Below are 13,944 nucleotides of genomic sequence, written 5' to 3'. Positions count from 1 at the left end.
CCGCCCCGCCTCAGCGCCCTGGGTTCCCTCACCCCAGGTAACCAAAAAAGGACTGCCCATGTCTGCCTTGCTTGTCACCCCGCAGCGTGCCCTGGTGGCCGCGCTCGTCGCTTTCCATATCCTCATCATCATCGCCAGCAACTACCTGGTGCAGTTGCCGCTGCAGCTGTTCGGCTGGCACACCACCTGGGGCGCCTTCAGCTTCCCCTTCATCTTCCTGGCCACCGACCTCACCGTCCGGGTGATGGGCAAGGCGCCGGCCCGCCAGGTCATCGCCCGGGTGATGCTCCCAGCGCTAGTGGTTTCCTACGCGGTCTCGGTGCTGTTCCAGGACGGCGGCTTCCAGGGCTGGGCGGCGCTGGCCGCGCTCAACGTCTTCGTCCTGCGCATCTCCCTGGCCAGCTTTTGCGCCTATGTGCTCGGCCAGTTGCTCGACATCCAGGTGTTCGACCGGCTGCGGCGTTCGCGCCACTGGTGGCTGGCGCCTACGGTCTCGACCCTGTTCGGCAACGCCCTCGATACCCTGGCCTTCTTTTCCATCGCCTTCTGGCACAGCGACAATCCCTTCATGGCCAGCCACTGGCCGGAGATCGCCCTGGTCGACTACGGCGTCAAGCTAACGGTCAGCCTGCTGCTCTTCGTACCCCTCTACGGCGTGCTGCTGCGCTCGTTGGTGCCCCAGGCCTGGGCGCGTCGTCCGGACCTCGCCTGAGGCCAGGATTGCTGGCGGGCAGGGCTTGGCCCTAGAGTGATGCCCTCTTCACTGCCCAGGGTCCCGCCATGCTCGCCACTGCCCTCGCCCGCTTTCCGCGCCTGACGCTGCAACCCTCGGCGACCCCGCTGGAGGTCCTGCCGCGGCTCTCGGCAGAGCTGGGCCGACCGGTCTACTGCAAGCGCGACGACACCACCAGCCTGGCCCTGGGCGGCAACAAGGTGCGCAAGCTGGAATACCTGGTCGCCGAGGCGCTGGGCGCCGGCGCCGACACCCTGGTGACCGCCGGGGCCATCCAGTCCAATCATGTCCGTCAGACCGCCGCCGTCGCCGCGCAACAGGGCCTGGCCTGCGTCGCCCTGCTGGAAAATCCCATCGCCACCGCGGATCGCGGCTACCTGCACGGCGGCAATCGCCTGCTGCTGGAACTGTTCGGTGCCGAAATCAGGTCGGTCGCCGCACTCGACGACCCGATCCGCCAGCTGGAGGCCGAAGCCGAGCGCCTGCGCCAGCAAGGGCGCAAGCCCTGGGTGATCCCCATTGGCGGCTCCAGCGCCCTAGGCGCCCTCGGCTATGTGCGTGCGGGTCTGGAACTGGACGCTCAGTTGGACGCCCTGGATCTGCAACCCGCGGCCATCATCCTGGCCTCCGGCAGTGCCGGCACCCAGGCCGGCCTGGATCTGGCCTTGCACCATTTGCGCCCCGACCTGCCGGTGATCGGCGTCACCGTCTCCCGTACCCAGGCCGACCAGTTACCCAAGGTCACCCTGCTGCGCCAGCAACTGGCCGAGCTGCTGGGCGTCGCGCTGCCCCAGGATCCGCCGCAACTGCGCGACGGCTACTTCGGCCCCCGCTATGGCGAACCCAATGCCGGGACCCTGGCGGCCATTCGCCGGCTGGGCCAGCTGGAAGGCCTGGTGCTCGACCCGGTCTACACTGGCAAGGCCATGGCCGGCCTGCTGGACCTGGTGGCGGGCGGCGCCCTGCCACCCGGCCCGCTGGTCTTCCTGCACACCGGCGGCGCGCCAGGCACCTTCGCCTATGGCGACTGGTTGGCGTGATCGGCTAGCCAACGAACTGGACGATGGCATAACGTCAGCAGTTTTCGGACTTGGGATGTCAGATCAGACACCCCCATAGTGGCGCACCCTAACAACCTCAAGGATTTCCTTCATGCGCAAGCCTCTCCCCCAGCGTCTGCTCCGTAGCGCCGCCCTGCTGTTGGCCCTGGGCCTGGCCCACCAGGCCACCGCCCAGGCCGAAGACCTCCTGCAGACCGTCAAGCAGCGCGGCGAACTCGTCGTCGGCCTGGAAGGCACCTACCCACCCTTCAGCTTCCAGAACGAACAGGGCCAACTGACCGGGTTCGAAGTGGACTTCGCCAAGGCCCTGGCCAAGGAGCTGGGCGTCGATGCCAAGATTCAGCCCGGCAAGTGGGATGGCCTGCTGGCCGCCCTGGAATCCCGTCGCCTGGACGTGGTGATCAACCAGGTCACCATTAGCGACGAGCGCAAGAAGAAATACGATTTCTCCACCCCCTACACCGTCTCCGGCATCCAGGCCCTGGTGCGCAAGGACGACGTCGACAGCATCAAGACCGCCGCCGATCTCGCCGGCAAGAAGGTCGGTGTCGGCCTGGGAACCAACTACGAGCAGTGGCTGCGCCAGAACGTACCCAAGGCGGACGTGCGCACCTACGAAGACGATCCCACCAAGTACCAGGACCTGCGCGTCGGCCGCATCGACGCCATCCTCGTCGACCGCCTCGCCGCCCTAGAATTGCTGTCCAAGACCAAGGATCGTCTGGCCCTGGCCGGCGAACCTTTCAGCCGCCAGGAGTCGGGCATCGCCGAACGCAAGGGTGATCCGGAATTCCATGCCGCGGTCGACCAGGCCATCGCCAAGCTGCGCGCCGACGGCACCCTGGCCAAGATCTCCGAGAAGTGGTTCAAGGCCGACGTCACCCAATGAGCGACACGCTACAGCTCCTGCTCGATTCGCTGCCCTTCCTCCTGAAGGGCGCGATCTGGACCGTGGTCCTCAGCCTCGGCGGCATGTTCTTCGGCCTGCTGCTGGGCTTCGGCCTGGCCCTGTTGCGTCGCTCCCAGAGTCTGCCGCTACGCAGCCTGGCGCGGCTGTACATCTCGTTCTTCCGGGGTACGCCGCTGCTGGTGCAGCTGTTCGTCATCTACTACGGCCTGCCCGAGCTGGGTCTGCAGCTCGATCCGCTGCCGGCGGCGCTGATCGGCTTCTCGCTGAACATGGCCGCCTACACCGCGGAAATCATCCGCTCGGCCATCGGCGCCATCGACCGCGGCCAGTGGGAAGCCGCCGCCAGCATCGGCATGACGCCATTGCAGACCCTGAGGCGCGCCATCCTGCCCCAGGCCCTGCGCATCGCCCTGCCGCCACTGGGCAACAGCTTCATCTCGCTGGTGAAGGACACCTCGCTGGCCGCCACCATCCAGGTGCCTGAGCTGTTCCGCCAGGCCCAGCTGATCACTGCCCGCACCTTCGAGATCTTCAGTCTCTACCTGGCGGCAGCGCTGCTCTACTGGGTGCTGGCGAGCCTGCTGTCGACCCTGCAGAACCGCCTGGAGCGGCACTACGGACGCCACATCAACGAACGAGGCCCGTCATGATCGAGGTGCAGGGGCTGTCCAAGTCCTTTCAACAGCAGACTGTGCTCCAGGCCATCGACCTCCAGGTGGCTCAAGGCGAGGTGGTGGCCATCATCGGTCCCAGCGGCTCGGGGAAGACCACCCTGCTGCGTTGCCTGAATCTGCTGGAGACCCCCGAGGCCGGCAGCATCCGCCTGGGGGACCTGCGCATCGATGCCAACCGGCCGCTGAAGGCCCAGCAGGGCAGCATTCGCACGTTGCGCCAGCGCATGGGCTTCGTCTTCCAGAACTTCAATCTGTTTCCCCATCGCACCGCGCTGGAGAACGTGATCGAGGGTCCCCTCATCGTCCAGGGCGAGCCGCGCGATACCGCCCTCGTCCGCGGTCGCGAGCTGCTGGCCAAGGTCGGGTTGGCCGACAAGGTCGACAGCTATCCAGGGCAGCTATCGGGTGGCCAGCAGCAGCGGGTCGCCATCGCCCGGGCGCTGGCCATGCGCCCCCAGGCCATCCTCTTTGACGAACCCACCTCGGCGCTGGATCCCGAACGGGTCGGCGAGGTGCTGGAGACCATCCGCGGGCTGGCCCAGGAGGGTCGCACCCTGCTCATCGTCACCCACGAGATGGCCTTCGCCCGCGACGTCGCCCACCGGGTGCTGTTCATGGACGGTGGACGCATCGTCGAGCAGGGCCCGGCGGCCGAGTTGTTCAATCACCCACGCGAGGAACGAACCCGGCGCTTTCTCGCCAAGTTCGCTCGTGACAACGCCGCCGACTACTCCTGAGCCAGACCGGCGCAGCCCTGCAGGCTGGCCTGGCTGACATTGCTGTTGGCCGGCACGCCATGGGTCAGCCAGACGTTGCCGCCGATGGTCGAGCCCTGGCCGATGGTGATGCGCCCGAGGATGGTGGCCCCGGCATAGATCACCACGTCGTCCTCGACGATGGGATGGCGCGGGTGCCCCTTCTTGAGGTTGCCCTCGGCATCGGCCGGGAAGCGCTTGGCGCCCAGGGTCACGGCCTGATAGATGCGTACCCGGTCACCGATGATGCAAGTCTCGCCAATCACCACGCCCGTGCCATGGTCGATGAAGAAGCCTTCGCCGATCTGGGCGCCCGGATGGATATCGATCCCGGTCGCCGAATGCGCCCGCTCACTGACCATGCGCGCCAGCAACGGCAAACCGCTGCGATAGAAGTGATGGGCGATGCGGTGATGGATCATCGCATGGATGCCCGGATAGCAGAGCAGCACCTCGTCCACGCTGCGCGCCGCGGGATCGCCCTGGTAGGCGGCGATCACGTCGGTATCCAGCAGACGGCGCAGGTCCGGCAACGCCAGGGCGAAGGCCTGCACCAGCCGGCGCGCCTCGTCGGCGCGATTGACGCCATTCTCGCCACGCTGCTTGGCGAAATAGTCCAGCTCCAGCTTCGCCTGGATCATCAACGCATTGAGCGCGCGCTCCAGCTCGAAGCCGACATAGAAGTCCTCGCTTTCCTGGCGCAACTGATCCGGACCGAGGCGCAGCGGAAAGAGCGCACCGCTCAGGGATTCGATCACGCTGGCCATGACGCTGCGCGACGGCAATTCGCGGCCGCTGAATTCGCGGAAGCGTCCATGGGTCTCGCGCCATTGGCTGCGCGCCTCATGCAGTTCACCGACGATCCGTCCTAGTTGCCAGTCATTGCCGCCCGTGGATTGCCCGTTAAGTTCGCTCATAAGTCATCTATCCAGTTGCCAGGCTGACGAGGATAAAGTATCCGCTGATCCCTGACAGCCCACGTCGCGCCAGGCGCGCTAAGCTGTCGCCCTTTGTTCATCAAGGAACGCCGCCCATGATCGCCTCCCCGCTGGTCACCGCCACCTGGCTGCAGGAGCAACTCGGTCGCCCGGATCTGCTGATCCTCGATGCCAGTCTCTACCTGCCCAACGAACCCCAGATCGCCGACGAGACCTATCGACAGCAGCACATCCCGGGTGCCCTGCGCTTCGATATCGAACACTTCTCCGATCCGGACACCCCGCTGCCGCACATGGTCCCCAGCGCGGGCCGTTTCGCCCGCCTCGCGGGCGAATTGGGCGTCACCCCCGAGACGACCCTGGTGGTCTACGACCAGAAGGGCCTTTTCTCTGCTGCCCGGGCCTGGTGGCTGTTCCGCCTGTTCGGCCACGACCAGGTGATGGTGCTCGATGGCGGCCTGCCACTCTGGCGGGAACAGGGCCTGCCGCTGGAGGCCGGTGAAAACCAGCCCAGCCCGCAGCCGCCCTACCCGGTCATCTTCAACAATCGCCTGCTGTGTGGCCTGGGCGATGTGCAGACCGCGCTCAGCCTGGGCCAGACCCAGGTCCTCGATGCCCGCGGCGCCAAGCGCTTCATTGGCGAAACTCCCGAACCACGCCCAGGCGTGGCCTCTGGTCATATGCCCGGCAGCCAGAATCTGCCCTACGACAGCCTGCTGACCGCGGCCGGTACCCTGCTGCCACCCCAGGAGCTGCGCCAGCGCTTCCAGGCACTGGGTATAGATGGCCTGCATCCGGTGATCACCAGCTGCGGCAGTGGCGTCACCGCCGCGGTACTGCTGCTCGCCCTCAGCGTCGCCGGCCTGCCGGATGGTCGACTCTACGACGGCTCTTGGAGCGAATGGGGTCAGCATCCTGCTACGACTAAGGCGCTGGGCCCGGCCTGAGGCAGGCTAAGTCACTGATTTGCCTCAATACCTGTAGTATCCGATAGAGACGCCCAATCGTTGGCATCGCCTTTAACAATGAGGTGAATCGTCAAAATGCGATTAGTATGCGTCCTATCGATTTCAACCCTGACTTAAACCCATCAAGGAGTCATCAATGTCCCTGATCAACACCGAAGTGAAGCCTTTCACCGCGACCGCCTACCACAACGGCAAATTCGTCCAGGTGACCGAGGCCGATCTGAAGGGCAAGTGGTCCGCCATCGTCTTCTACCCGGCCGACTTCACCTTCGTGTGCCCCACCGAACTGGAAGACCTTGCTGACCTGTACCCCGAGTTCCAGAAGCTGGGCGTCGAGATCTACGGCGTTTCCTGCGACACCCATTTCGCGCACAAGGCCTGGCACGACACCTCGGAAGCCATCAAGAAGGTCAACTACCCGCTGGTAGGCGATCCCACCGCTCGCCTGGCACGCAACTTCGAAGTCCTGATCGAAGAAGAAGGCCTGGCCCTGCGCGGCACCTTCCTGATCAACCCGGAAGGTCAGATCAAGCTGTGCGAAATCCACGACAACGGTATCGGCCGTGATGCCAGCGAACTGCTGCGCAAGGTCCGCGCCGCCCAGTACGTCGCCAACCACCCGGGCGAAGTCTGCCCGGCCAAGTGGAAAGAAGGCGAAGCGACCCTGACCCCCTCGCTGGACCTGGTCGGCAAGATCTAACGCCCGCCTGATCTAGCCCGAGCGCCCGGGCGCCTTGCCCGCGCGCTCTTTTTTTGCCCATTTTTTACGGAAGCCACGTCGCCATGTTGGACGCCAATCTGAAAGCCCAGCTCAAGACCTACCTCGAACGCGTCACGCGCCCCATCGAGATCGTCGCGTCCCTCGACGATGGCGCGAAGTCCCGTGAAATGCACAGCCTGCTGCAGGACATCGCCAGCCTGTCCGATCAGGTCAGCCTAAGCACTGACGGCAGCGATGCGCGTCGTCCCTCCTTCGCCCTGCTGACCCCAGGTCAGAACATCGACCTGCGCTTCGCCGGCCTGCCCATGGGCCACGAATTCACTTCCCTGGTCCTGGCCCTGCTGCAGGTGGGCGGTCATCCCTCCAAGGCCAGCCAGGACGTCATCGAGCAGGTCAAGGCCCTCGACGGCGACTACCAGTTCGAAACCTATTTCTCCCTCTCCTGCCAGAACTGCCCGGACGTGGTGCAGGCCCTGAACCTCATGGCCGTGCTCAATCCCCGGGTCAAGCACGTTGCCGTCGACGGCGCCCTGTTCCAGGACGAGGTCGAGCGTCGCCAGATCATGGCCGTGCCCAGCGTCTACCTGAACGGCGAACCCTTCGGCCAGGGCCGCATGGGCCTGGAAGAAATCGTCGCCAAGCTCGACACCGGCGCCGCTGCCCGCTCCGCCGACAAGCTCAACGCCAAGGACGCCTTCGACGTTCTGGTCATCGGTGGTGGCCCTGCCGGTGCCGCCGCAGCCGTCTACGCCGCACGCAAGGGCATTCGTACCGGCGTCGCCGCCGAGCGTTTCGGCGGTCAGGTATTGGACACTCTGGCTATCGAGAACTTCATCTCCATCAAGGAGACCGAAGGGCCGAAACTGGCCATGGCGCTGGAAGAGCACGTCAAGCAGTACGAAGTCGACATCATGAACCTGCAGCGCGCCGAGCAGCTGATCCCGGCCCACGAAGCCGGCGGCCTGCATGAGGTTCGCTTCACCGATGGCGGCTCGCTCAAGGCCAAGACGCTGATCCTCGCCACCGGTGCCCGTTGGCGCGAAATGAACGTCCCGGGTGAGCAGGAATACCGCAACCGCGGCGTGGCCTACTGCCCGCACTGCGACGGCCCCCTGTTCAAGGGCAAGCGCGTCGCCGTGATCGGTGGCGGCAACTCGGGTGTAGAGGCCGCCATCGACCTCGCCGGCATCGTCGCCCAGGTGACCCTGATCGAGTACGACGGCCAGCTGCGTGCCGACGCCGTGCTGCAGCGCAAGCTGTTCAGCCTGCCCAACGTGACCGTCATCACCAGCGCCCTCACCAGTGAAGTCAAGGGCGACGGGCAGAAGGTCAACGGCCTGGTCTACAAGGATCGCAACTCCAGCGAGTTCCATCACATCGACCTGGAAGGCGTCTTCGTGCAGATCGGGCTGGTGCCCAACACCGATTGGCTCAAGGGCACCGTCGAGCTGTCGCCGCGTGGCGAGATCGAAGTGGACGCCCGTTGCCAGACCTCGCTGCCCGGCGTCTTCGCCGCAGGCGACGTCACCACCGTGCCCTACAAGCAGATCGTCATTGCTCTGGGCGAAGGCGCCAAGGCTTCTCTGGCAGCCTTCGATCACCTGATCCGCACCAGCGTCTGATTGGTCTCGTGCTCTTTTCTCAGCCCGGCAACCGCCGGTTTTTTTTTCGTCTGGCGCTTTTCCGGTGCGCCCTGGCATGTTTCTCGCTGCAACCTAACCAGGCGTCATAAAGATGGGCACGAACGGTCTAGGAGTTCTTCCCGGACTTTCGTTAGGATCTTAGTGCCGGGTTCCTAGACCTGGCAGCTCCAGCGGTTGAGGACCAGGCGACATATGCACAGACAGATTTCTTCCAGCACCCACGATTCCTATCCCCCCAAGCTGGCGCCCGCCACCCCGCTCACCCATCCTGAACTCGTAGCCTCTCTGGAGGCCACTCTGGCCCAACGCCAACCCGGCCCGGTGTGGCTGTTCGCCTACGGCTCGCTGATCTGGCGCCCCGAGTGCCCCGCCGTCGCCGTGCGCCGGGCTCGGGTACATGGCTATCACCGTGGCCTCTATCTCTGGTCCCAGCTACACCGCGGCACCCCCGAGCAGCCCGGCCTGGTACTGGGACTGGATAGCGGCGGCTCCTGCTCGGGCTTCGCCTACCAGTTGCCCGATGATCAGTTGGACGATCATCTGCTGGCGCTCTGGAAACGGGAGATGCCAGATGGCTCCTACCGCCCCCGCTGGCTGCAATGTCACCTCGAAGACGGCAGCAAGGTCCAGGCGCTTGGCTTCGTGCTCAAACGTAATCTCCCCTGCTATGCCGGCAGTCTCTCCGATGACATCCTCAATCGCGTCCTGACCGAAGCCTGCGGCCATTTCGGCACCACCCTGGAGTACGTCGAGCGCACCATCACGGCGCTCAGGGCCCACGCCATGCCCGATCGCAACCTCGAAGCCTTGCTGCAGCGTTATCGCAGCGCCCCTCTGCTGGAGGCCATGCAGGGATGAAGCAGCGTCAGATCAACCCCAACAAGCTGCTGCTCAGCAAATGGACCGCCGTCCAGCCGCGGGAACGGCAAAAGCACTTCATCGTCACCCGCGTCCACACCCCGGGCGTCGATACCGACCCCATCTCGCAGATAGATATACAAGCCGTTCTCACTCGCCGCACCTGGACGCTGGACTGGCACGAGCTGCAGGATGCAGAATGCTGGCTGCAAGGCTGGCAATGAAAATCCGAAAGCAGCGCCGGGATTTTGCGACTAGCATCGCGATATGACGGCACTTTTCTGCAAAGGTGAAACCCTGTAGCAGCCAATGCTGTCACAGTGCCACCTTTGAACAGGAAGCTCTTCCGGATGACCCTCTATGTCGAACTCGCCAGTGCCTTCAACACCCTGAAAGGCGGATTCGAGCCGTTGCGCTGCGTGATCTCCACGCGCGATCAGCGTGCCTACGATGTCGAGGTCTTTTCCCGCAGCGGTCAGTCGGTACTCAACCGCCCCATCGCCCGCACCGAATTGCTCGACGCCGCCATGCTCGAGGCTTTCATTCTCGACAGTCGCTCCCGCATCGAACGCGATGCGGATGAAACACCCTATTGGACGATTCCCTCCTAAACGAAAAAAGGCCACTCATGCGTGAGTGGCCTTTTTCTTTGGATGGTGCCCGAGGCCGGAATCGAACCGGCACGACCGTTAAGTCGAGGGATTTTAAGTCCCTTGTGTCTACCAGTTTCACCACTCGGGCATAGCCGGACCAAGCAATTTCCGAGTCCGCAGAACCTGATCCAGTATTCACACATCCCTGGATGATGAAAAGCCCCGTAGACCTGAGATCTACGGGGCTTTCAATAGTGGAGGCCGAGGTCGGAATCGAACCGGCGTACACGGATTTGCAATCCGCTGCATGACCACTCTGCCACCCGGCCTCAAACCTGAATGTCTTGCGACACTCATGTAAAACATGGAGCGGGAAACGAGACTCGAACTCGCGACCCCGACCTTGGCAAGGTCGTGCTCTACCAACTGAGCTATTCCCGCTTGGTGACGGGCGCCATTCTATCTGAGCTACCCTTTATGTCAAGCCATTGATTCAAAAAACTTATTTCTTTTTCTCGGCGCTCATCAGGTGCGGCCAGGCCGCCATCAGATAGGTGCACATGGACCACAGGGTCAAGGCCGCCGCGACGATGAGCAAGGCATAACCACTGATCACCCAGAAGGTCATCTGCGGCGGATTGGCCAGCAGAATCACCAGGGCCAGCATCTGCGCCGCCGTCTTCCACTTGCCCAGATTGGATACTGCCACCTGGGCACGCGCACCCAGCTCGGCCATCCATTCACGCAGTGCGGACACCACGATCTCGCGACCGACGATGATGACGGCAGGCAACGTCAGCCAGGCGTTGGCATGCTCCTGCACCAGCAGCACGAGCGCCACGGCGACGATGAGCTTGTCCGCCACCGGATCCAGGAAGGCGCCAAAGGGCGTGCTCTGCCCCAGGCGACGGGCCAGGTAGCCATCCAGCCAATCGGTCGCACAGGCGATGGCGAAGACGGCACTGGCGGTCCAGTAACTCCAATGGACTGGCAGGTAGAACAGGATGACGAAGAGCGGAATGAGGAAGACGCGCAGTACGGTAAGCAGATTTGGAATATTCATTGGCGCGGCTATTGGTGAACGTGAGGCGATTCTACTCGCTGTGCAAGGCCGCATAAATCTGCTCGGCCAGCTTTTTGCTAATGCTTGGCGCTTTGGCGATCTCCTCGATACTGGCGCGCTGCAATTCACGCAGTCCGCCGAAGTGCTTCAAGAGCTCCTGGCGGCGCTTGGGTCCGATGCCGGCGACCTCCTCCAACGAGGACGTCTTGCGTGCCTTGCCGCGACGTGCGCGGTGTCCGGTGATGGCGAAACGGTGCGCCTCATCGCGAATCTGCTGAATGAGATGCAGCGCGGGGGAATGAGCCGGCAGGGTGAATTCGTTGGAAGGATCGTCCAGATACAGCACTTCGAGCCCCGGCTTGCGAGTAACGCCCTTGGCGACCCCCAGCAGGACCAGGTCCGGCACGGCGAGCTCCCTGAGCACCTCGCGGGCCATGGCCAACTGGCCCTTGCCGCCATCCACCAGCAGAATGTCGGGCAACTTGCCCTCGCCGGCCTTCAGCCGGCTGAAGCGCCGCGTCAGCGCCTGGTGCATGGCCGCATAGTCGTCACCGGCCGTCACACCTTCGATGTTGTAGCGACGATAGTCCGACTTGAGCGGCCCTTCTGGCCCGAAGACCACGCAAGACGCCACCGTCGCTTCGCCGCTGGAATGACTGATGTCGAAACACTCCAGCCGTTGCGGAGGTTCTGGCAGATCCAGCGCCTGCACCAGGGCATCGAAACGCACCCCCATGTGCTGACGATTGGCGAGACGCGTATTCAAGGCCTGCTCCGCATTGGTCACCGCCAACTGCTGCCAGCGTGCCCGGGTACCCCGGACGCGATGGGCAATGACCAGCTGGCGCTTGTGAACCTCGGCAAAGGCGTCGATCAGGGTGGCGAAGTCCTCATGGACGGAGTTCACGATGATCTCGTCCGGCAGGTCCCGCTCCAGGTAGGCGAGGTAGTACTGTTCCAGGAAGGCGGCCAGCACTTCGCTGGAGTCTTCCTCGATCCCCACCTCCGGAAAGAAATTCTTGCTACCTAGTACTCGCCCGCCGCGAACACTGACCAGATGCACACAGGCCCCACCCGGGTTGACCAGGGCGGCTATGACATCGACGTCCCCAGTCCCGCCCTCGATGCTCTGCTGATCCTGCACCCGCCTGACCAGGGCCACCTGATCACGCAACTCCGCTGCTCGCTCGAACTGCAGATTGATCGAGGCGGTTTCCATCTTGGCTTGCAGCTCTTCGGCCAGGGCATTGCTGCGGCCTTCGAGAAACATGGCCGAATGGCGAACGTCCTCGCCATACTCCTGCTCGCTGACCAGCGCGACACAGGGGCCCTTGCATCTCTTGATCTGATACTGCAGGCAGGGACGCGTCCGATTGCGGAAGTAGTTATCGTCGCACTGCCGTACCTGAAAGGCTTTCTGCAGCAGATTGAGGCTTTCGCGAATGGCACCGGCGCTGGGATAGGGTCCGAAATAACGCCCCTTCCCTCTCTTCTCGCCACGATGAATGGTCAGCCGAGGATACTGATCCTCGGTGGAGAGATAGACATAGGGGTAGGACTTATCATCCCTCAACAGGATGTTGTAGGGCGGGCGCCACTGCTTGATGAGGTTTTGTTCCAGCAGGAGCGCTTCGGTCTCGTTGCCGGTGATGGTGATCTCGATCTGGGCGATCTTGGACACCATGGACGCCGTTTTCGGCGCTAAACCAGTCTTCCTGAAGTAGCTCGAAAGGCGGTTCTTGAGATTCTTGGCCTTGCCTACATAGAGGAGCTTACCGCCCCCATCGAACATCCGGTACACACCCGGACGTCCACTGCAACCGGATAGAAAGGCCGCAGCATCGAAAGATTGACTCATATCAACTCGTTGCATCTACCATGCCGTGGCGAACAGCCAACATGGCCAATTCGACATCGCTGGTAATCGATAATTTCTCGAAGATCCGATAGCGGTAGGTGTTGACGGTCTTGGGCGACAGGCAGAGCTTGTCAGAGATCACCTGGACCTTCTGGCAGCCGGCAATCATCAGGGCGATCTGGATCTCGCGCTCGGACAGCTGATCGAACGGCGAGGCCTCTGCCTTGGACTGAAAAGGCTTCAGGGCGAGCTGTTGAGCGATCTGCGCACTGATGTAACGCCGCCCGGCGAAAGCTTGCTTGATGGCGGTGATCATCTCTTCGATATCCGCTCCCTTGGTCAGATACCCTGCCGCGCCGGCCTGCAGCAGCCGGGTCGGGAAGGGATCTTCTTCACAGGCGGTCACGACCACCACCTTCAGATCGGAGCGACTGCGCAGCAGCTTGCGAGTGGCTTCCAGCCCGCCGATACCAGGCATCCGGACATCCATCAAGACGACATCCGGCTCCAGCTCGCGAGCCAGCTTTAGCGCATTTTCGCCACTGTCGGCCTGGCCGACGACCTGAATTCCTGCCACATCCGCCAACATCCTCACGATGCCGGTACGAACAAGATCATGATCGTCGACAACCAGCACCTTGATCAAAATCGAATCCCCTTCGCTTGCGCTTTCATCGCTTGCGTCACCTAAACAACAGTCCGCGGATCCCAACGTTCAAGGGATAGGATCCTGGGCTACGCTATAAATTTGATTGGTCAGGCAAAGAAAAAAGGGGTACGACGCTGCGCACCCCTTGCCTACCGGCCTTAGGCCACTGGGCATTGTATACCGAAAAAACGCATGAGATTGAAGCAGATCCAGAATCATTACAGATTAGAGTATCGACAGTCCTACCAGTGGTACGACGAAGCCTGCCTATCGCAGCACTCTTACGATGTCTTTCATACGGCGATGCGCTCTATCTGCTTCGGCAGCGCCCTGGCAGCAGCAACGTGATCGCGGCCATAGTTAGGTGGTCTGCGGCCTGTTGGGCTTCGCTGCGCTCAGCACCAACCTACGCCGGGTCTGTGCCGCGTTTCAAACACGACAGCCCGGCGTAGCCGGGCTGTCGGTGCTCTTGCAGACCTCCAGCCGCACCTGATCCAGCAAGCACAGCTCAAGCCTCAGC

Annotated in this window: 15 protein-coding genes and 3 tRNA genes; 11 read left to right on the top strand and 7 right to left on the bottom strand. The window is 63.2% G+C overall.

The genetic code is table 11. From position 1 onward, the window contains the following. Positions 1 to 58 precede the first annotated feature (58 nt). The 5 genes from AX284_RS05735 (at position 59) to tcyN (ending at position 4,115) form a co-directional block, all read left to right on the top strand. Positions 59 to 712, top strand: coding sequence for a 7-cyano-7-deazaguanine/7-aminomethyl-7-deazaguanine transporter (locus tag AX284_RS05735; protein WP_064308808.1), 654 nt, complete (start codon positions 59 to 61; stop codon positions 710 to 712). Positions 713 to 780: 68 nt separating this feature from the next. Further along, the gene (locus AX284_RS05730; protein WP_064308809.1) at positions 781 to 1,773 is read left to right on the top strand and encodes a D-cysteine desulfhydrase; all 993 of its coding nucleotides are present in this window, start codon (positions 781 to 783) and stop codon (positions 1,771 to 1,773) included. A gap of 112 nt (positions 1,774 to 1,885) precedes the next feature. After that, positions 1,886 to 2,683, top strand: a complete 798-nt coding sequence (gene tcyJ / locus AX284_RS05725) for a cystine ABC transporter substrate-binding protein (protein ID WP_017639973.1) — start codon at positions 1,886 to 1,888, stop codon at positions 2,681 to 2,683. Continuing rightward, positions 2,680 to 3,354 carry a cystine ABC transporter permease gene (gene tcyL / locus AX284_RS05720; RefSeq protein WP_064308810.1) on the top strand — a complete coding sequence of 225 codons (675 nt, stop codon included), beginning with the start codon at positions 2,680 to 2,682 and terminating at the stop codon, positions 3,352 to 3,354. The genes tcyJ and tcyL overlap by 4 nt, the downstream gene beginning before the upstream one ends. Continuing rightward, positions 3,351 to 4,115 carry an L-cystine ABC transporter ATP-binding protein TcyN gene (gene tcyN, locus AX284_RS05715; RefSeq protein WP_064308811.1) on the top strand — a complete coding sequence of 255 codons (765 nt, stop codon included), beginning with the start codon at positions 3,351 to 3,353 and terminating at the stop codon, positions 4,113 to 4,115. The genes tcyL and tcyN overlap by 4 nt, the downstream gene beginning before the upstream one ends. Here the strand turns inward: tcyN and epsC are convergent. Beyond that, positions 4,106 to 5,050: a serine O-acetyltransferase EpsC gene (epsC, locus tag AX284_RS05710; RefSeq protein ID WP_017639976.1), complete on the bottom strand. Its 945-nt coding sequence runs from the start codon at positions 5,048 to 5,050 to the stop codon at positions 4,106 to 4,108. The two genes, tcyN and epsC, sit on opposite strands and share 10 nt — an antisense overlap. A gap of 116 nt (positions 5,051 to 5,166) precedes the next feature. On the opposite strand from epsC, the gene sseA reads away from it, so the two are divergent. The 6 genes from sseA (at position 5,167) to AX284_RS05680 (ending at position 9,872) form a co-directional block, all read left to right on the top strand. Then, a complete protein-coding gene (gene sseA / locus AX284_RS05705) occupies positions 5,167 to 6,018 on the top strand; it encodes a 3-mercaptopyruvate sulfurtransferase (protein WP_068384020.1) in 852 nt (283 codons plus the stop codon). Between the two features lie 157 nt (positions 6,019 to 6,175). Next, complete coding sequence (gene ahpC, locus AX284_RS05700; RefSeq protein ID WP_007161854.1) at positions 6,176 to 6,739, top strand: alkyl hydroperoxide reductase subunit C; 564 nt, start codon at positions 6,176 to 6,178, stop codon at positions 6,737 to 6,739. 83 nt (positions 6,740 to 6,822) lie between these two features. Beyond that, complete coding sequence (gene ahpF, locus AX284_RS05695; protein WP_068384018.1) at positions 6,823 to 8,382, top strand: alkyl hydroperoxide reductase subunit F; 1,560 nt, start codon at positions 6,823 to 6,825, stop codon at positions 8,380 to 8,382. 213 nt (positions 8,383 to 8,595) lie between these two features. Continuing rightward, positions 8,596 to 9,261 carry a gamma-glutamylcyclotransferase gene (locus AX284_RS05690; protein ID WP_068384016.1) on the top strand — a complete coding sequence of 222 codons (666 nt, stop codon included), beginning with the start codon at positions 8,596 to 8,598 and terminating at the stop codon, positions 9,259 to 9,261. Continuing rightward, positions 9,258 to 9,485, top strand: coding sequence for a TIGR02450 family Trp-rich protein (locus AX284_RS05685; protein ID WP_068384013.1), 228 nt, complete (start codon positions 9,258 to 9,260; stop codon positions 9,483 to 9,485). The genes AX284_RS05690 and AX284_RS05685 overlap by 4 nt, the downstream gene beginning before the upstream one ends. Before the next feature lie 126 nt (positions 9,486 to 9,611). Further along, positions 9,612 to 9,872, top strand: a complete 261-nt coding sequence (locus AX284_RS05680; protein ID WP_007161858.1) for a hypothetical protein — start codon at positions 9,612 to 9,614, stop codon at positions 9,870 to 9,872. Between the two features lie 43 nt (positions 9,873 to 9,915). On the opposite strand, the gene AX284_RS05675 is transcribed toward AX284_RS05680, so the two are convergent. The 6 genes from AX284_RS05675 to gacA form a co-directional block, all read right to left on the bottom strand. Beyond that, positions 9,916 to 10,002: transfer RNA gene (locus AX284_RS05675), tRNA-Leu, on the bottom strand. 107 nt (positions 10,003 to 10,109) lie between these two features. Continuing rightward, positions 10,110 to 10,183, bottom strand: a tRNA-Cys gene (locus tag AX284_RS05670). Between the two features lie 36 nt (positions 10,184 to 10,219). After that, positions 10,220 to 10,295: transfer RNA gene (locus AX284_RS05665), tRNA-Gly, on the bottom strand. Between the two features lie 61 nt (positions 10,296 to 10,356). Continuing rightward, entirely contained in the window at positions 10,357 to 10,917 is a 561-nt protein-coding gene (gene pgsA / locus AX284_RS05660) for a CDP-diacylglycerol--glycerol-3-phosphate 3-phosphatidyltransferase (protein WP_017639981.1), read from the bottom strand. 31 nt (positions 10,918 to 10,948) lie between these two features. Then, complete coding sequence (gene uvrC, locus AX284_RS05655) at positions 10,949 to 12,775, bottom strand: excinuclease ABC subunit UvrC (RefSeq protein ID WP_068384011.1); 1,827 nt, start codon at positions 12,773 to 12,775, stop codon at positions 10,949 to 10,951. A 1-nt stretch (position 12,776) separates the two neighbouring features. After that, a complete protein-coding gene (gene gacA, locus AX284_RS05650) occupies positions 12,777 to 13,421 on the bottom strand; it encodes a response regulator transcription factor GacA (RefSeq protein WP_064308816.1) in 645 nt (214 codons plus the stop codon). Between the last annotated feature and the right edge of the window lie 523 nt (positions 13,422 to 13,944).

It is taken from the genome of Pseudomonas sp. HUK17 (genome assembly GCF_001566765.1).
The sequence above is the reverse complement of the archived record's forward strand: the minus strand, read 5'-3'. Positions and strand labels throughout refer to the sequence as shown.